Here is a 17,582-nt window from a genome sequence, read left to right as displayed (position 1 = left end):
GCTGTAGACATGCGTTTGGGACATCTCGTCCCATGAGTGGAACGCAAGATGCACGACCTCAATGATTTCCGCTATTTCGAAGCCGTCGTCAGAAATGGCGGTTTCAACGCTGCCGCGCGGGACATCGGCGTCGCGAAATCGACCCTGTCGCGGCGGATTCTGGCATTGGAACAAGATCTTGGCGTCAGGCTGATCGAGCGCACGACACACAGCTTCACGGTCACGGCCATCGGCCAGGATTTCTACGAAAAGTGTCGTACGGCTGTCATGGAATTGCAGTCCGCCGAGATGATGGCGACGTCGCTCAGCGCCGAGCCGCGCGGCATGGTGACGGTGAGTTCACTGCCTGGCGCCTGTGCCGCGACGCTCGGTGCCAACCTGCCGAGCTTCCTCGCCCAGTATCCGAAGGTGCAGGTGAGGCTGCTCATCGGCATGCGCCGGTTCGATCTCGCCGAGGAACATGTCGACGTGGCGATCCGCGGCGGCCGCCTCGATCAGCCGGGCGATTCCGATCTGGTGGTGAAGCGGATTGCCGAGATCGAATCCGGCCTCGTTGCCAGCCCCGGCTATCTCGCCTCGGCCGGCAAGCCGGTGACGCCCGACGATCTCACCCGGCTTCAGACCATCGGCCGTCTCGGCCAGGACGGCGAACAGTGGCGGCTGCTGCATCGCACCGGCGAAATGCGGACGGTGGAGATCGCCCCGCGAATCGTCTCGCCGTCCCTGTCCGTGCATGCCCAGGCGGCGAAGAACGACGGCGGCATCGCGCTGTTGCCGCAGCAGTTCACCGCGAGCATGATCCGCAGCGGCGATCTCGTCCGGGTGCTCCCCGACTGGGCGGGCGAGGAGGAGACGCTGCACATCGCCTTCACCTCGCGGCGGGCGATGCTCCCGGCCGTGCGGGTCTTCATCGACTTCGCCCATGCCCAGCTGCGACAGCTGTTGCGGGGCACCTGCGTCAGCCTCGCCGACTTCGTCGATGCTGCCTAGAAAGCTGCACTCGAAACAGAGATCGACCTGGTGGTCCTTTGATTCCGACATTTGCCGCGAGCCCGATCCAAGACGGACGTAAATGTCGGAATCGAACCACTCTGACAGCTCTTGGCCGGCGGGCGGCCGCGGCTTGCGCGGCCAAGGCGACCACAGGCCGCATTGCATGGCGCGTCGCGCAGGGCCTATGAGACGGGGATGACCAAGCGATCCGACCAGCCGAAACCGGTCACCGCCGAATGGCTGATGCGGGCCGCCGCGCACTATGTCGAGCGCTATGCCACCTCGACCGAGAACCTTCGCAAGGTCCTGAAGCGCAAGGTCTACCGGCGGGCGCAGGCGGCCGGCGACGAGCCGGAGCGCCACGCGGCGCTGGTCGAGGAGACGCTTGCCCGCTTCATCGAGCTCGGCCTCGTCGACGACCGGGCCTATGCCGAGGCGCGGCTGGCGAGCTTCAGGAGGCGCGGCGCCTCCCGGGCGGTCGCGACGGCCAAGCTGATCGAGAAGGGCGTTCCGCGCGACCTCGTCGAGGCGACGCTGGCGGCCGACGAAACCAGCGAGACGGAGGCCGCCGCGGCCTATGCCAGGCGGCGCCGCTTCGGGCCGCATCGCGGGCCGGGCCGGGAGCATCGCCGCGACAAGGAGATCGCCGCGATGGTGCGCGCCGGGTTTCCGCTGCGCCTCGCCGTGGCGGCGGTGGACGACGACAGCTGACATCTGCCGCCGGGCCGGCCGGAACGGCCGCCATCCTCCGCCGCGACGGAGCTAGCCTGCTCTAATTGAAAGCGGATTCGGCTCGGAACTTCGCCGCACCGCGGCCGTTGTCCGGTCAACAACACCAACAGAGATGAACGACGCGCCGACGGTTCTTCGCCGTCGGAAGGGTCGTCGCATCCGCAAGACAGGGACATCGATCATGCCGAATATCAAGGACGCCAAGATCGCCATTCTCGCCACCGACGGCTTCGAGGAATCCGAGCTGACCGAACCGCTGGCGAAGCTGCGCGAGGCGGGCGCCACCGTCCACGTCGTGTCGCCGAATAGCGGCGAGATCACCAGCTGGGACAAGGACCACTGGGGCAAGAAGGTCCCGGTCGACAAGCAGCTTTCCGAGGTCCGCACCGCCGACTATGACGGCCTCGTGCTGCCGGGCGGCCAGATCAACCCGGACAAGCTGCGCGCCGATCCGAAGGTGGTCAGCTTCGTGCGCGAGTTCTTCAATTCCAAGAAGCCGCTGGCGGCGATCTGCCACGCCCCCTGGCTGCTCATCGAGGCCGACGTCGTGCGCGGCCGGGACGTTACCTCCTACAAGTCGATCAGGACCGATGTCGTCAATGCCGGCGGCAACTGGCGCGACGAAGAGGTGGTCTGCCACGAGGCGCTGATTACTTCGCGCAATCCGGACGATCTTCCGGCCTTCATCTCGAAGATCATCGAGGAGGTCGAGGAGGGCCGTCACCCGGACCGCAAGGTCGCCTGACGGATGTAGGCTCCTTGTCGAAGGAGAGTGAGAGTGTGAGGAGATGAGCCCGGCTCATCATCCCGCGCTCCCCCCAGACCTCGCATGATCTCGGGATCATGCTTCAGGCCGGCGCAACCCCCGTGTTGCGCCGGCTTCTTGCGTCGGCAAGGTTCCGCTTCACCGCGAGGATGTCGTTCTGCAGCCGGGCGATGTCCTCGTTGTAGATGGCGTAGGCGGCCTCGTCCCCGTCCTGCTCGTCGAGGTGGGCTTCTTCGGCGATGGTCCGCAATTTCTCCCGCAGTGCCTCGCGTTCGGACTTCGAGCGCGGCGGCAGCGACGTGATTGCTTCGCGCCTGGTGAGGTCGGGCGCGGCGATGACCGCAGCCGGCGCTGGCGGCAGATGCGCGGCAAAGGCGGCCTCCGCCTCGGCGACGCGGCCGGCCATCGGATCGCGCGCACCTCTGGCCGACTCGCGGCGGGTCACCCGCTCCGGTGGCACATGCACCGTCGGGCGGACCTCGGCGGCGAGATCGTCGGCCCGGCTCGCCGCACGGGGCCGCAGCTCCCGCGCCTCGATGGCCGGGACGATCTCGGCTTCTGGCTCCCAGCGGACCGGGCTGCGGGTCTGGCGGAGCGAGCGCCGCAGCACCTTGATCAGCGCGATGGCGCCGGCAAGGCCGATGCCCGCGACGAAGCCGGCGATTGCGCTGGCGATGACGATCAGCTTGCGGCTGGTGCTCGAGGGATCGAGCGGCGGCGTCGCCGACGAGATCACATGGACGTTGGCGGTGCTCATCTGCTCCTGCTCGCCGGTTTCGCGGGCGCGCAGGAGGAAGGCCTCGTAGACGGCGCGCGAGGCGTCGACCTCGCGTTCGAGCTCGCGCAGCCGCACGAAGGAGGCGCTCGTGGTCAGCTGCTTGTCCTTGAGGTCGTTAACCTGGGCGGTCAGCTCCCGGTCGGTCTGTTCGGCGCGGGCAAGCTCGGTCTGGGCGCTCGAAACGATCCGCTCGAGTTCCCGGCGGATACCGTCGCGCACCGAATCCAGCGCGTCCCTGGCGGCGATCAGCCGCGGATGGCGGGGGCCGAGGGTGGCGGCGAGGGTGGCGACGCGCTGCGAAAGGTCGGAATAGCTGTCGCGCAGCCTAGCCAGCGAGTCGGAGGTCAGTTCTTCGGGGAGCGTTCCCTTGACGACGTCGTCGACGCTCGCCTTGCGCATCTGTTCGGCGCGGACGCGGAGTGCCGTTGTCTCGCCGCGAGCCTTGGCGAGCTGGTCGTTGATGCGCACGATGTAGTCGTCGTCGACCAGTCGGCCGCCGACGCCGACGAGCCGATTCTCGCGCTTGTAGGTCTCCACTGCGCGCTCCGCCTCGACCACGCGCTGGCGCAGCTCGGTGAGACGCGACGAGAGCGCATCGCTTGCCCGCTTGGCCGTGTCGGACTGGACCTTGGCGAGCTGATCGATGAAGGAATCGGCGACGAGATTGGCGATCTCTGCGGATTTGTCGGCATCGCGGGTGGTCACCGCGAGATTGATGACGAAGCTCTTGGCGTCGCGATTGACGTTGAGGGCCTCGCGCAGTGCCGCAAGGGTCATCAGCTGTCGGCGCCTCACGGTCGCCGGGTCTTCCTTGCCGGCGAAGGGCGCGAGAAGCTTTGAAAGCAGCCCGTCGGATTTGCCGCTGAAGTCCGGATCGTTGGCGAGATCGGCCTTGTCGATGACCCGCTGCAGGACGGTGTTGGAATAGATGACGGAGATCTGGCTCTGGATCAGCGCCAGCGTCGCGTCGCTCGGCAGGCCGTTCGGCGTCACCTCGTTCTGGACGAGCTTGATGTCGCGGGGATCGAGCAGGATCTCGGTGACGGCGGTGTATTTGTGCGGCGAGGCGAGCGCGATGAGCACGCCGGCGGCAATGCCGAGCAGCGTCAGGCCGATCACCAGCCAACGCAGCGACCACATCGCCAAGAGAACCTGCATCGGGTCGAACAGCGGCCCCGAGCCGGCCGTGACCGGGGCGGCGCGCATCGGCGCGCCCGGCGCCGACTGCCTACCGCTCTCCTGCAGGCCGGGTTTTGCAAACATGGACATCACCGATTGAAGACGCATCGCGATCGATCGCCGATAAAATCGGCAATTATGCTGAACAAAGTCTTAAACTTGCTCCTCCGCGACCGAAATTCCCCTTTGGCATGAGCGTGATCGCAGTCCGCGAAGGCGCCGCTCACACGGTCGCAAGGCGGTTTTCGATGAGCTCGAACCACGGCTTCGGCCTGAGCTTGCGGTCGAAGGGGAGCGGCCGGCTCGGAGCGCCGTCCGGCCGCGGCATGACATCGTTCACCCAGCTGTAGCGATCGGTCAGGCCCCAGGAGATGACGAGCTCCGGCGGCTTGAAGGAAAACAGCGCGTCGAGGAAGCGGGTGACCAGGGCCGCGGCCGTCCTGTCCTGGGAATGCGGCCCGGCGGGCGATTTCCAGTCGATGACGTCGAGCTCGGTGACCAGCAGCTTCACGCCGAGAGCGTCGAGGTCGCGGTGGAACCGGTCGAGCGCGTCGACGTCGATCTCCTTGTCGGCGTAGAGGTGCCCCTGCAGGCCGACGGCGTCGATCTTCACATTGGCGTCCTGCAGCTGGCGCACGATCGACAGGACGATCGTTCGGCGCTCGTCGTAATGCGGCCCCTTGAATTCGAGATCGTAGTCGTTGAGTGCCAGCTGCGCTGACGGATCGGCGCTCGCCGCCGCCTTGAAGGCGATCGGGATGTGGCGCGGCCCGAGCGTGCGCAGCCAGTAGGTGTCGCGCAGCGAGCGGTTCTCGTAGATCGGATCGTTGGCGACCACCTCGTTGACGACGTCCCAGCCGAGCAGCTTGCCCTTGTAGCGGTCGCCGACCCGCTCGATGTGCTCGACCAGCACCCGCTCGGCCTCCGAGGGGCTTTCGATCGCCTTCACCCATTGCGGCGTCGCCCCCCACCAGACATGGCAGGTGCCGCGGCTGGTCTTGCCATGTTCCAGCGCGAATGCGACGACCTTGTCGGCGGGGTCGAAGTCCCAGATCTCCCGGGTCGGCCGCAAGAGATCGAATTTCAGCGCGTTCATCGGCATCACCAGGTCGCAATGCTCGACGAAGAGCTGGCGATAGGCCGGATCGCCGTTCATCAGGTCGGACTGGATGGCCGCGCCGAACGGCACCTTCCGCGGCGCCGCGCGGGACGGCAGCGCCGGCAGGAGGCCTGCCGCAGCGGCGCCGGCAATGACGGAACGGCGTGTTAAGCTGGTCATGCTATTGCCGGAAGCGGTGCCCGACGCGGCCATGCCCGGCCGCAACGCCGGCAGGAACGGCGCTTTCGCGAGGTCATCGAAATCGTCGGCTTTCGGCATGGAAGGTCGTCTCTTCGCAGGAATTGGCGCATGTTCTCCCGAACATACCTCATCGGCAGGCTGAAGGATAACGTCGCTCTCTTGCGCGACTACGCGTCACTGCTCTCCGGCTCTGCCGGCCGGCTGGTTCTCTCGCTCGCCTATTTCGTCTCGGTGGCCAACGGCCTGACGGTCGGCGACTTCGGCCTCTTCGCCACCGCTTCGGCGACCGGCATCGTGCTGTCGCGGATCGCCGGCTTCGGCTTCGTCTCGCCGCTCTACCGTACGGCGACGCGGCGACCGCAGCTGATCGGCGCCTATACGGCCGGTTTCCTCGCGGCACTTCTCGCGTCGCTGCCGCTGATCGCCCTTGCCGGTGCCGGCTTCTTCCTCGTCTTCTTCAAGGGCGAGATGACGGCCGCCGCCTTCGTCGCGATCGTCGCCGCCGAGGTCCTCTGCTGGCGGCTCCTCGAAGTGGTGGTGATCGTCGCCAACGGCATGGGCCGCTTCTTCACCGGCGCCGTGATCGTCATCGCCGGCTCGGCGGTGCGGGCGGCCGCGGCGCTCGCCTTCGTCGGTCTCGGCGACGGCACGCTCGCCAGCTGGTCGCTGTTCTATCTCGCCGCCAACGCCGTCTCGGCCCTCGGCGCGATCGCCCTCTGCTATCCGCGCCGGCGGCTGAGATGGACGCCGCATCTCTATCGCGCCCGGCTGCGCGACAGCCTGTCGGTCGCCGGCGCCGAGATCGTCTTCTACCTGCAGTCAGAACTGGACAAGCTGCTGGTCCTGTCCTTCGGCGGGCCGCACACGGCCGGCATCTATGCAATCCTGATGCGGCTCGTCGATCTGACGGCGCTGCCTGTGCGCTCCTTCAACACGATGATCGTCCAGAAGCTGATGCGGACGCCGGATCTCTTGGCCAGCTGGCGGGTCCGCTGGGGCGTCGAGGCGGGCATAGCGGCGGTGTCGATCGCCGGCCTCGGCTTTCTCGGCGGGGTGCTGCACTTCTTCCCCCGCGCCCTCGGCAACAATGTCGCCGATGCCGCGCCGCTGGTGCTGATCCCGCTTCTCGTGCCGGCCTTCCGCAATCTCGTCGAATATCAGAGCGAACTGCTCTATGCCCGCGGCAAGACGGCGATCCGCGCCGTCATCATGGCGATGGTCGGGGCGATCAAGGCCACCCTCCTGATCGGCCTTCTCGGCATGTTCCTCGACGATCGCGCCTGGATCTTCGGCCTCAACGGGCTGTTCTTCGCGCTGTGGATCGTCTCGGCGCTGGCAAGCTATGCCGCGCTCGACCGCGAGGTGGCGCCACAGAGACGCTCGCCGCTCAGCCCAGCCCCGCAGCCTGGCGAATGAAGCCGGGATCGGTCGCGGTGAAGGACTGGATGCCGGCGGCGACCTGGCCCGGCGCGAGGCTGCCGACGAAGCGGGCGAGGGTGTCGCGGTCCATCGGCGCGCCGGACCAGTACATCTGGCAGAGCGAGGCGTCGGTCGGCTCATAGAGCTCCGGCCGACCCTCGACCTCGTCGACGAAGCGGCCGTAGATCGTGCATTCCGACAGCGCCCTCGTGGCGGCAAGGGCAGCCTCCCAGCTGCGGCCGGAGACGTCCGCGATGCGCTTCGTCATGGCGCGCACCGCCGCCGTCCTCCAGGGGATCAGCGTTGCCACATAGCCGGTGTCGGTGGTTTTCGGCGTCTCGATCCCGAGCAGGTCTCCGGCCTTCTTCGACCAGACGAGATGCTCGTCCCGGTGTTCGTCGAGGACGTCGCCCATGGCGTCCGGGCGGCGGAAGAACAGCGTCCGCCCCGCTGGCGAAAAGGTCGAGACGTCGAAGTCGCGCAGGAACACGACGTCGGAGTCGATCGACACCATCACTGCCTCGTCGAGCGTCGCGGCGAGCGCGATCCGCCGCAGCTGCTGCACGTGCCAGCCGCGCAGCGGCAGGCCGAAGGGCGACAGCCAGACGCGCCGGCGGCCGAAATTCGTCGGGTCCGGGAAGGCGCGCAGCCAGAACGGCAGGAGTTCGCGCTCGTCGACGATCTCGCGCTTCGGGCCGGCTAGCTGCCGGAACAGCGGGACGTCGGCCGACTCGACGAGGATGAGGTGGCGGGTTTGGCCCGTAACGCGCGCATCCATGCTCTCGCAGAGCAGCCGGCATCGTTCGAAGTCGCCGCGATAGCTGGCTGTGGCAATGGCCGTGGGCACCGTGGGCGCTCTCCCGCTGTTTTGCCCTGCAGCATAGCCCGAGCCGGCGCTCCCGTGTGTATCGAAGTGTCGCAGCATCAGGTCGCGCGACGCCCGCGCCGCAGCCTGTCGAGCATCACATCCTTCAGGAACAGCGGGTTGCCGAGGACATAGCGGCGAAACAGCCGCTTCGGCTCGAGCCCCAGCCGCCACACCCATTCGAGCCGCAGCCTGCGGACCGCCCGTGGCGCCCTTAAGACGTTGCCGGCGAGAAAGTCGAACAGCGCGCCGACGCCGATGAAGACGGTGCCGTGGCTGTCGGTCAGATGGCGGCGGATGAAGATCTCCTGGGCCGGGACGCCCATGGCGACGAGCACGATGTCGGGCCGTGAAGCGGCCAGCCGGTCGAGCACTTCCTGCCGGCCCTGGGCGCCGAAATAGCCGTCGGCGACGGCGAAGACCTCGTGCTGCGGCGCTACCGCAGAGAGCCCTGCCGCGGCGCGTTCGGCAATGCCCGGTGCCGCGCCGACGAGGGCGATGCGGCGCTGCCCGGGGAGCCCGGCGAGGAGCCGGGGGACGAAGTCGGTGCCGTTGAGATTCTCGGTGAAGTGCCGGCCGTAGAGAACGCTCGCCGCGATATCGACGCCGACGCCGTCCGGCAGCAGCAGAAACTCCGCCAGCGCGGCACGATAGGCGGCGTTGCGGCGGGCGACATTGACGCAGTGGGCGTTGACGAAACCGACATCGAGCCGGCGTCTGCGGGCAAGCGCCGCCTCGACGCGGCTGATCGCATCCGCGCCGGCAATGTCGGCGACGGCAACGCCGCCGATCGCCATCAGCATCGTGTCGGGCATCGCGCCATGCGTTCTCGAGAAGCCTGTCTCGGCCGTTTCCACCAGCATCAGATACGCTCCGGCCCGCTGTGCAGCGCGGATTTCGGCAAAGAACTTGCCGGTTTGGTTACCGCGCTCATGCGGCGCTGCTGCTCGAGGAGGGCAAGGCCCTGGCCGATGCCCGCGTCAAGCGCTGCCTTCTGCGCGGCGGCAAAGCGCGAGCCGTCGAGGCGCATCGGCTCGCCGGCCTTGTCCTTTTTGACGAGTTCGACGAGGGCCGCGGCGAAGGCGGCTGCTTCGTCCGCGACGCGGACATTTTCGGGCAGGGCGTCGATGCCACGCAGCGCGGCGGGGGTCGCCACCGCCGGCAGGCCTTCCTCAAAGGTCTCGATCGTCTTCAGCTGCACGCCGGTGCCGCCGCGGGTCGCCAGGGCGAGGACGCGAGACGAGCGCACGAAATCCTGTGCGTCGGCGACCCTGCCGACAAAGCGGATGTTTGCGGGCGCTGCCGGCGTCGGGCCGTCGATCCTCCCGGCGATCGCCACCGAGAGACCGTCCGGCAGGAGCGGCACGACGTGATCGAGAAACCAGTCGAGGCCGACGCGGTTCGGCGCCCAGCTCCAGGTGCCGATCAGCCCGACGTCGTGGCTTCGCCTGCCGTCGTCCGCAGCCTCGCAGGGCCGGCCGATCGATAGTGCCAGCGGCACCGCCCGCCGGTCGCCGGCAAGGCCGAGGCCGGTCCGGTCGTCCTCGCTCAGGGTGTGGATGACCGCCGCCTCGCGGCAGATCCGCGCTTCGCTGCGCCTGAGAATGCCGGCCTCGCGCCGATAGAGCAGCCGGGCGAGCCGCGTTCCGGCATTGTGGGCGTTCTCCTCGGCCGAGCGATGCTCGACATTGTGGGCGATGAAGATCGACGGCCTGTCGCCGGAAAGAAACGGATAGGCGATCGGCATCTGCACCGAATTCAAGACATAGCCGTCGACCGGGCCGGCCTCTGCCAGCCGCTCGCGCAGCGCCTTGCGGGAATGGCGTGCGAGCTTTTCCGCCGCCACCGGCCGGCCGGACAGGAACGCGCCCGCGAGCCAGAGCGCCTTCTGGCGGGGCGAGGCGGCGGCGTTTTCAAGGACGATCGTGCCGAGGTCGATCTCGCCGTCGCCTGCAGGCCGGGCACCCTCGCGGCGGAAACCGGCGATCGTCAGGCGCACGCCCTGGCGGCGATAGGCGGCCGCGATCGCCGCATTGGCGATCTCGAAACCGGTCGTCGCGAGGCCGTCGGGAAGCAGCGATGACAGGAACAACAGGTGCATTCGCCATGGGTCCGGTTGCGGCAATCGAACCGAACCATAGCCGCGACAGGTTTCGATCAGGCTAACTTCCTTACCGGCAATTTCGATATCGAGACATCGCGTCAACGTCTGGGCAACATTGTCGCAGACCCGAAGCCGGCGGGTTTTCGCGTCGGGGGCGAGACTTTCTTCACCAAGTACGTCTTATCGTCTTTGCCGATGCGAGCCGCGGGCGGAAAAGACATGATGTCGCAGACGATCACCGTTGAATGCGTTTCGCCCGGCCTCGACCCTTCCACCGTCGAAGCCGTGGTGACGCTGCCGACCTTCCGTCGGCCGGCGCATCTGCTTGCGACCCTTGCCAGCCTGAGAGCCCAGCGCGGCGCGCCGAACTTCGCCGTCGTGGTGATGGAAAACGACGCCGAGGGCCGCGCCGGCCTCAATGCGGCAAGGCCGCTCTTCGAAGGCGGCACGATCGCCGGGCTGGTTCTCGTCGCCCATGAGCGCGGCAACTGCTCGGCCTACAATGCCGGCTGGCAGACGGCGCTCGAACGCTTCCCCGCCATGCGTCACCTCCTCGTCATCGACGACGACGAGATCGCGGCGGAGGACTGGATCGCCCAGATGGTGGCGACTGCCGAGACCCTCGGCGTCGACATCGTCGGCGGCCCGCAGCTGCCGCGCTTCGAGGAGGGGGCGCGGACCTTCACCGAGCGCCATCCGGTGTTCCTGCCTCCCTATGTGACCACCGGGCGGGTGCCGATCCTCTATTCCTCCGGCAATGTCGTCATCGCCCGGCGCGTCCTCGACGCGATGGAGGCGCCGTTTCTCGACACCGCCTTCAACTTCATCGGCGGCGGCGATTCCGATTTCTACTCGCGCTGCCGCGAGCGCGGCTTCACCTTCGGCTGGTGCGCCGAGGCCCCGGTCTACGAGACCGTGCCGGCGCGCCGCACGGAATTTTCCTGGCTGAACGCGCGGGGGCTGCGCAACGGCGCGATTTCCGCGATCATCGAGCGCCGCCGCAGCGGCGGCCGGGGCGCCGCCCGGCGGACCGCCAAGAGTTTCGCGCTGCTCGCCGCCTCGCCCTTCCGGTCGCTGAAGCTCGGCCTCGGCACCGGCTCCGCGACGATCGGCCTTTATCACTGCCAGGTCGCAGTCGGGCGGCTTCTCGCCGAATTCGGACGGGTCAATGAGCAATACCGCCAGCCTGAACACAACTGACGCGGTCGCCGCGCCGGACTGGATCGGCTTTCTGCGGTTCCTGGTCGCGGCGGCGGTGCTGTCGGCCGTGCTCGTCACCTTCACGCCGTTCGTCGTCACCTTCGACGGCAACCAGAATTCCGGCGATCTCGCCAACCAGCTCGGCTATTCCGGCCTCGCGGCGGTGGTGCTCGCCGGCCATCTGGTGTTTTCCGACCGGCATGTCCTCCTGTCGCTGCTGCGGCCGACATGGTTGGCAATGGCGGCCTGGCTCTTTGCCAGCGCGCTCTGGGCACCGAGCCCGGAAAACGCCGTTCGCTCGGCGCTGTTCACGCTGCTGGCCATGGTCGCGGTCACCGGCGTCTTCACCTTCCCGAAGGATGCGACGTCGTTCCGCTGGGTGCTGGCGATCGGCGCCCTGGCGGTGCTCGGCCTCTCCTATTTCGGCATCGCCTTTCTACCGCATCTCGCCATTCACGACGCCTCGGGCTCAGAGCCCGAACATGCCGGGCTCTGGCGCGGCATCTATTCGCACAAGAACGTCGCCGGCGCGGTGATCGGCGCGCTGTTCTTCTTCGGCGTCTATCTGCTGCGCTCGCGGATGCTCTGGACGGGGCTGCTCGTCTGCGGCCTTGCCGGCAACTTCGTCCTCCACACCGGATCGAAGACGGCGACGGGGTTGCTGCCGATGGTGACGCTGATCGTCATCTTCGGCCGGCTGATCGGCGGTCGCAAACTCCTCGCCTTCGGCGTCTTCCTGGTGGTCGCCGCGATGGCGCTGCTGACCCTCGGCACAGTGCTGTCGCCGATGCTCGATTCCATCGTCCAGTGGGTTGCGCCCGGCACCACCTATACCGGCCGCATGGATCTCTGGCGCTTCGCCCTCGAGGTCTGGCACGGGCACGAATGGACCGGCTTCGGCCTCAACGCCTTCTGGCAGACCGAGGTCGTCGCGGGCACCGAGAAGAACTTTGAACTGTCCTGGGATCCGCGTGGCAGCCCCAATGCCCATAACGGCTATCTCGACATCGCCATTTCCATGGGTCTGCCGGGGCTTTTCATCGCCGTCCTGATGCTGGTGATCCTGCCGCTCTTCGACTATGCGCGGATCGGCCGCGATGCCGAGAGCACGCGGCTCGGCGATACGCTGCTGATGATCCTCACCTATCTCCTCTTGAACTCGTTCCTCGAGAGCTTTCTCTTCGAGCGCGCCAATCCGGTCTGGATGACGGTGTGGTTCGCCGTCGTCGGTCTGCGGCTTCTCGGCCGGCACCGGGTGGAGACCGCCGCGCCCTGAAACGGAGGAGGGACATACGTCCCGCCTCGAAGTCTCACCGCCCTTCCGGCAAATGACGGCGACCGCCGTCAGGCAGCGGCCCGCGCGCTGCCCGGCCTTGCCGCGGTGCCGCCCCTGGCGAGCAGCCGGCGGCCGAGCGCCATGCCCGGCTTTTCGACGAGCCGGTAGGTGATCCAGCTGAAGACGATCGTTCCTGCGACGATGACGACGAGGACGAGCGAGCCTTCCCAGCCCTGCGGGCCGATCAGTTCGCCGCGCCCTTGCGTCGATTCGACGAAGAGGTCGATGCCGGTGACCTTGCCGACCACGGTCGCGGCATTGTGGACGCGGTCGATGACGAAGGCGTGGGTCATGTAGAGCGAATAGGAGATCAGCCCGAGAAAGGCGACCGGCCGCGACTTCAGGAGCCGGCTGACGATGCCGCCCTCATGGGTGAAGACATAGAGGGCGAGGCCGAAGACCAGCGGGGCGGCGACGGAGAGGATGGTGCCGCCGAGCCGCACCACGAAGACGACGACGAGAAGCACCGCCGCGATCTCCGCAAGGCTCCAGGCGATCGGCTGGCCTTTGGCCTCGTCGGCCGCCTCCGGCCGCCAGACGGCCCGGCGCAGGATGACGCCGAAGGAAAAGCCGGCGAGGCATCGCAGCCAGCCGAGATGCGAGGCGGCGTCCATGTCGCCTCTCACCAGCGCGATGACGACGATGCCGGTGACGACCGCCACGGCAGAGAGCGGCAGGATCAGCCGCGGCACCGTCACCACCACGGCGGCGAAGGCGGCATAGGCGACGAGTTCCGCCGAGATCGACCAGCTCGGATAGTTCCAGGTCAAAGTGTCGAGAAAGCCGAAGGATTGCGCCATCAAGAGGCTGATTGCGAGCCCTTCGAGCGACGTGCCGCCGCGAAAGGCATCGCCCGGGCCGGCGACCGCCAGCCGGGCGGCCTCGAACGCCACGTAAAGCGCCAGCATGGCGAGATGCAGCGGATAGACCCGGAACAGTCGAAGCAGGAAGAACCGGCCGAATTCGCACTTTTCCCGCAACGGCTCGAAAAAGGCGTGGGTGATCACGTAGCCGGAAAGGACGAAGAAGAAGTCGACGAAGAGAAAGGCGTTGCGGATGAGGCCATTGGTCTCGGCAAAGCCGGTGACCGGCGCGTGAAAGCAGACGACGAGCAGCGCGCAGACGCCCCGCCAGCCGTCCAGGGCCAGAAAACGCCCGCCCTCGTCGCGGACCGCAGCGCGGCCTTCGATCATCGCAACAGCCTCCCATCCGGCCGAAGCCGGGAATTCGTCCTGCCGAGCAGCTCTGTCCCAAGCTGAGCCGAGCCAGGCCGGCCCGCGATCACGATCCGCCGCCGGGAACATCGTACGGCATCCTGCGCTGTTGCCGGTAAGGAAGCGTTAAAGCCGACGTTCAAAGCGGATGGGTCGGAAGGCCATGCCGGTTCCTTGCCGCGGGACCGTGGGCCGCGCGGTGCGCCGGCGGGGTTCCTTGCAGCTTTCGCGCTTGCACCTAATTGGGGCCCGAGGGGAGACCGCGCTCAGCCAAGGGAAACCAGTTTGTCCGTCAGTATGGATCAGTTGCGTCTGCTTGCCGTCGATGCGGAAGACCTTGCGATCGTCTCGGCGCATTGCCAGGACGCCGTGATCCGCGTCGAGGAACTCCATTACGCTCCGGGCGAGAAGAAGTTCGTCGTGGAGATGAACCGCTTCGTCTGGGAAAAGCTCGTCGCGCCCAAGCGCTTTTCGCTGTTCCGCCGGCCGGACTACGAGCGCCGCCGGGCGATCCTGCATTTCGACAGGGTGACCGCCGCGGCCCGCCTCGGCTTCGACAGGCTGGCCGAGGACGATGTGCTCGTTCTCCTCGCCATCCGTTTCGAAGAAGGCGAGGCACCCTCCGGCGCGGTCGAACTTGTGTTTGCCGGCGGCTCCGCGATAAGGCTGGAGGTCGAGGTCATCGAGGCGCAGCTCGCCGATGTCGGCGGCGCCTGGGGAACGCTCGCAAGGCCCGACCACCGCGCCTGAGGCGGCTGCCGGCGGGGTTCGCCGTGCCGCCCCGCGCCTCGAGACGCTGATCGGCCCGCCAAAGGGCAGGAAAGAGGACTCTGAGATTGCCCTGGCGCCTCAATTCGACGGATGTTGGTTTCGAGCCGGACTTTGCGGCGCTCCTCGGCGCAAAGCGCGAACAGTCTGCCGATGTCGACGCGGCGGTGCGGACGATCGTCGCGAGGGTTCGCAGCGAGGGCGATGCGGCGCTGATCGAGCTGACCCGCCAGTTCGACCAGCTGGATCTGACGCCGTCGACCATGCGGGTCGGCGAGGCTGAGATCGACGCCGCCTACGAGGCAACCCCGATCGAGACGCTGCGAGCGCTCGAATTTGCCCATGAGCGGATCGCTTCCCATCACCGCCGCCAGCTGCCGAAGGACGACCGCTATACCGACCAGATCGGCGTCGAGCTCGGCAGCCGCTGGACGGCGATCGAATCCGTCGGCCTCTATGTTCCGGGCGGCATGGCGAGCTACCCTTCCTCGGTGCTGATGAACGCCGTCCCGGCGAAGGTCGCTGGCGTCGGGCGCATCGCCATGGTGGTGCCGGCGATGCGCGGCGCGCTCAATCCGCTGGTGCTGGCTGCGGCGAAGATCGTCGGCGTCCGCGAAATCTACCGGATCGGCGGGGCACAGGCTGTGGCCGCGCTCGCCTACGGCACCGAGACGATCGCCCCCGTCGCCAAGATCGTTGGCCCCGGCAACGCCTTCGTCGCCGCCGCCAAGCGGCATGTCTTCGGCCATGTCGGCATCGACATGATCGCCGGACCGTCGGAGATCCTGGTGATCGCCGACGCCGGCAATGATCCCGACTGGATCGCCGCCGACCTCCTCAGCCAGGCCGAGCACGACACCGCCGCCCAGTCGATCCTGATCACCGACGATGCCGGTTTCGCCGATGCCGTCGAGGCGGCCGTCGAGCGCCAGCTCAAGAGCCTGTCGCGGGCCGAGACGGCGGCGAAGAGCTGGGCCGAGCACGGCGCGATCATCCTCGTGCCGACCCTGGATGATGCTGCGCCCCTGTCCGACCGTATCGCGCCGGAGCATCTGGAGCTCGCCGTCGAAGATCCCGAGGCGCTGTTTGCCAAGCTCCGCAATGCCGGCGCCGTCTTCCTCGGCCGCCACACGCCGGAAGTGATCGGCGACTATGTCGGCGGCTCCAACCACGTGCTGCCGACCGCCCGCTCGGCGCGCTTCTCCTCCGGGCTCTCGGTGCTCGACTTCGTCAAGCGCACCTCGATCCTGAAGCTTTCCGCTGAGCAGCTGCGTGAACTCGGCCCCGCGGCGATCGAGCTCGCGCGGGTCGAGGGGCTCGACGCCCACGGCCGCTCGGTCGCCATCAGGCTCAATCTCTGAGGGGCCCGGATGGCTGAGGCGCAAACGACCGGGAGCGGCCGCCTGATCGACGTCGAGCTCGACGAGACGATCGGCCGTGCCACGCCCGACGTCGAGCACGAGCGCAACGTCGCGATCTTCGATCTCGTCGAGGAGAACCTCTTCAATCCCGTCGGGGCACCGGAGGGCGCGAAGTTTCGGCTGAAGCTGTCGCTGGTCGACAAGCGCCTCGTCTTCGACATCCGCGACGAGGCCGGCGGGACGCTGGTCACCCACATCCTGTCGCTCACCCCCTTCCGAAAGGTCATCCGCGACTATTTCATGATCTGCGACAGCTATTACGAGGCGATCCGCTCGGCGACGCCGCAGCAGATCGAGGCGATCGACATGGGCCGGCGCGGCATCCACAATGACGGATCGCAGACGCTGATGGAGCGCCTGGAAGGCAAGATCGAGGTTGATCTCGATACCGCGCGCCGGCTGTTCACGCTGATCTGCGTTCTCAATTGGCGGAGCTGAGGCGGCGATGGCGGCCCGTCAGCCCACCGTCAGGCCGCTGAGCCGCAGGCTCGGGCCGCTGGCTCGGGGCATGGCAGGCCGCGTCTCGTCCGCTTTCCGTCGTCGCCTCAACCGGCCGGCCGGCTGTTCTCCAAGCCGCGGGGCCATCCGGTGAGCGGCGGGCAGGGGAGCGAAGCTGCGGCCGGTGCAGCCGGGCAGGGCGCTGCCGGCGACAAGATCTCTTCCGTCCTGTTTCTCTGCGGCATGAATGCCATCCGCTCGCCCATGGCCGAGGCGCTTGCCCGCACGATGCTGCCGGCGACGGTCTATATCGCCTCTGCGGGCGTCAGGCAGGGACGGCGCGATCCCTTCGTCGATGCGGTTCTCGCCGAGCGCGGGCTTACCCTCGGCGAGCGCCAGCCGCAGCGCTACGAGGACCTTGAAGACGGCTATTTCGACCTCATCGTCACCATGGCGCCCGAGGCCCACCACGTCGCCCTCGACGCGGCGGGGACATCATCCGTCGAGGTGGAGTTCTGGCCGATGCCCGACCCCTCCGTCGTCACCGGCTCGCGCGAGCAGATCCTCGACGCCTATCGCGACGTGCTGAAGCGGATCGAGACGCGAATCAGCGGCCGCTTCGGCAGGTAGGGCTCAAACGACTTCGAGCGCGCCTCTCGCTGGGCTCCGGCGTCAGGCCTCAGCCGCAGCGCACGGTGGTGATGCGGTTCTCTTCGTCGGTAATGAGGTTGAGCCGGTCGCCGACATATTCCTGGGTCACCGGCTGGTTCGGATAGAGGATGCGCACGCTGGCGGCGCCGGTCGCTTCCTTGGCCTGCTCCGAGGCGACGCTGGTGCCGAGTTGCCCGACGACGATGCTTGCGGCCGAAGCGTTGCAAATGCCGCCGCCGGCAGCGACAGTCCCCGACTGGCCGAAGCCTCCGGCGACCGGCCCCGGCTGTGCCGCCGGCGCGCTGGCGGCCGGCAGGGTCGAGGCGGGCAGCGGCGTCGGCCGCTGGCTGGTGCTGGAACAGGCACCCGCTGCAAGGCTCAGCGTGATGATGGCGGCGGTGGCAAGTCTCTGGGGCAT

General features: G+C 67.8%; 17 protein-coding genes. 10 read left to right on the top strand and 7 right to left on the bottom strand.

Features of this window, described 5'->3' with window-relative positions:
* The first annotated feature begins 48 nt into the window (after positions 1-48).
* From E3C22_RS15120 to E3C22_RS15110, 3 genes are all read left to right on the top strand, one after another.
* Positions 49-990: a LysR substrate-binding domain-containing protein gene (locus tag E3C22_RS15120; RefSeq protein WP_134762863.1), complete on the top strand. Its 942-nt coding sequence runs from the start codon at positions 49-51 to the stop codon at positions 988-990.
* A 198-nt stretch (positions 991-1,188) separates the two neighbouring features.
* Entirely contained in the window at positions 1,189-1,704 is a 516-nt protein-coding gene (locus E3C22_RS15115; RefSeq protein WP_134762862.1) for a regulatory protein RecX, read from the top strand.
* 202 nt (positions 1,705-1,906) lie between these two features.
* Positions 1,907-2,470 carry a type 1 glutamine amidotransferase domain-containing protein gene (locus tag E3C22_RS15110; RefSeq protein ID WP_134762861.1) on the top strand — a complete coding sequence of 188 codons (564 nt, stop codon included), beginning with the start codon at positions 1,907-1,909 and terminating at the stop codon, positions 2,468-2,470.
* A gap of 103 nt (positions 2,471-2,573) precedes the next feature.
* Here the strand turns inward: E3C22_RS15110 and E3C22_RS15105 are convergent, their stop codons facing one another.
* Together E3C22_RS15105 and E3C22_RS15100 are read right to left on the bottom strand one after the other, a co-directional pair.
* Positions 2,574-4,532: a GumC family protein gene (locus E3C22_RS15105; protein WP_167591786.1), complete on the bottom strand. Its 1,959-nt coding sequence runs from the start codon at positions 4,530-4,532 to the stop codon at positions 2,574-2,576.
* A 139-nt stretch (positions 4,533-4,671) separates the two neighbouring features.
* A complete protein-coding gene (locus E3C22_RS15100) occupies positions 4,672-5,727 on the bottom strand; it encodes an endo-1,4-beta-xylanase (protein ID WP_245515010.1) in 1,056 nt (351 codons plus the stop codon).
* Positions 5,728-5,856: 129 nt separating this feature from the next.
* On the opposite strand from E3C22_RS15100, the gene E3C22_RS15095 reads away from it, so the two are divergent.
* Positions 5,857-7,164 (top strand): lipopolysaccharide biosynthesis protein, encoded by a 1,308-nt coding sequence (locus E3C22_RS15095; protein WP_134762858.1) that lies wholly within the window; start codon positions 5,857-5,859, stop codon positions 7,162-7,164.
* Here E3C22_RS15095 and E3C22_RS15090 read toward each other — a convergent pair.
* From E3C22_RS15090 to E3C22_RS15080, 3 genes are all read right to left on the bottom strand, one after another.
* Positions 7,136-8,014 carry a DUF6492 family protein gene (locus tag E3C22_RS15090; RefSeq protein WP_134762857.1) on the bottom strand — a complete coding sequence of 293 codons (879 nt, stop codon included), beginning with the start codon at positions 8,012-8,014 and terminating at the stop codon, positions 7,136-7,138. The two genes, E3C22_RS15095 and E3C22_RS15090, sit on opposite strands and share 29 nt — an antisense overlap.
* 77 nt (positions 8,015-8,091) lie before the next feature.
* Positions 8,092-8,847, bottom strand: a complete 756-nt coding sequence (locus tag E3C22_RS15085; protein ID WP_134762856.1) for a WecB/TagA/CpsF family glycosyltransferase — start codon at positions 8,845-8,847, stop codon at positions 8,092-8,094.
* A gap of 47 nt (positions 8,848-8,894) precedes the next feature.
* Positions 8,895-10,133 (bottom strand): glycosyltransferase family 4 protein, encoded by a 1,239-nt coding sequence (locus E3C22_RS15080; protein ID WP_134762855.1) that lies wholly within the window; start codon positions 10,131-10,133, stop codon positions 8,895-8,897.
* 225 nt (positions 10,134-10,358) lie between these two features.
* Between E3C22_RS15080 and E3C22_RS15075 the strand changes: the two genes are divergently transcribed.
* Both E3C22_RS15075 and E3C22_RS15070 read left to right on the top strand, forming a co-directional pair.
* Complete coding sequence (locus E3C22_RS15075) at positions 10,359-11,336, top strand: glycosyltransferase family 2 protein (protein WP_425364988.1); 978 nt, start codon at positions 10,359-10,361, stop codon at positions 11,334-11,336.
* A complete protein-coding gene (locus E3C22_RS15070; RefSeq protein ID WP_134762853.1) occupies positions 11,305-12,612 on the top strand; it encodes an O-antigen ligase family protein in 1,308 nt (435 codons plus the stop codon). Before E3C22_RS15075 ends, E3C22_RS15070 begins: the two co-directional genes overlap by 32 nt.
* A gap of 68 nt (positions 12,613-12,680) precedes the next feature.
* Here E3C22_RS15070 and E3C22_RS15065 read toward each other — a convergent pair whose 3' ends face one another.
* Positions 12,681-13,865, bottom strand: coding sequence for an acyltransferase family protein (locus E3C22_RS15065; RefSeq protein ID WP_167591785.1), 1,185 nt, complete (start codon positions 13,863-13,865; stop codon positions 12,681-12,683).
* A 306-nt stretch (positions 13,866-14,171) separates the two neighbouring features.
* Between E3C22_RS15065 and E3C22_RS15060 the strand changes: the two genes are divergently transcribed.
* From E3C22_RS15060 to E3C22_RS15045, 4 genes are all read left to right on the top strand, one after another.
* Positions 14,172-14,636 carry a DUF2948 family protein gene (locus tag E3C22_RS15060; RefSeq protein ID WP_342635627.1) on the top strand — a complete coding sequence of 155 codons (465 nt, stop codon included), beginning with the start codon at positions 14,172-14,174 and terminating at the stop codon, positions 14,634-14,636.
* Positions 14,637-14,722: 86 nt separating this feature from the next.
* Positions 14,723-16,015 carry a histidinol dehydrogenase gene (gene hisD / locus E3C22_RS15055; RefSeq protein ID WP_134762851.1) on the top strand — a complete coding sequence of 431 codons (1,293 nt, stop codon included), beginning with the start codon at positions 14,723-14,725 and terminating at the stop codon, positions 16,013-16,015.
* 9 nt (positions 16,016-16,024) lie between these two features.
* The gene (locus tag E3C22_RS15050) at positions 16,025-16,513 is read left to right on the top strand and encodes a UPF0262 family protein (protein WP_134762850.1); all 489 of its coding nucleotides are present in this window, start codon (positions 16,025-16,027) and stop codon (positions 16,511-16,513) included.
* A 150-nt stretch (positions 16,514-16,663) separates the two neighbouring features.
* Positions 16,664-17,143, top strand: a complete 480-nt coding sequence (locus E3C22_RS15045) for an arsenate-mycothiol transferase ArsC (RefSeq protein WP_425364986.1) — start codon at positions 16,664-16,666, stop codon at positions 17,141-17,143.
* Positions 17,144-17,192: 49 nt separating this feature from the next.
* Here the strand turns inward: E3C22_RS15045 and E3C22_RS15040 are convergent, their stop codons facing one another.
* The gene (locus tag E3C22_RS15040) at positions 17,193-17,582 is read right to left on the bottom strand and encodes an I78 family peptidase inhibitor (protein WP_167591784.1); all 390 of its coding nucleotides are present in this window, start codon (positions 17,580-17,582) and stop codon (positions 17,193-17,195) included.

Origin of the sequence: Jiella endophytica (assembly GCF_004519335.1) — a bacterium.
Classification (GTDB): Bacteria; Pseudomonadota; Alphaproteobacteria; order Rhizobiales; family Rhizobiaceae; genus Jiella; species Jiella endophytica.
This window is presented reverse-complemented; position numbering and strand designations above follow the sequence as displayed.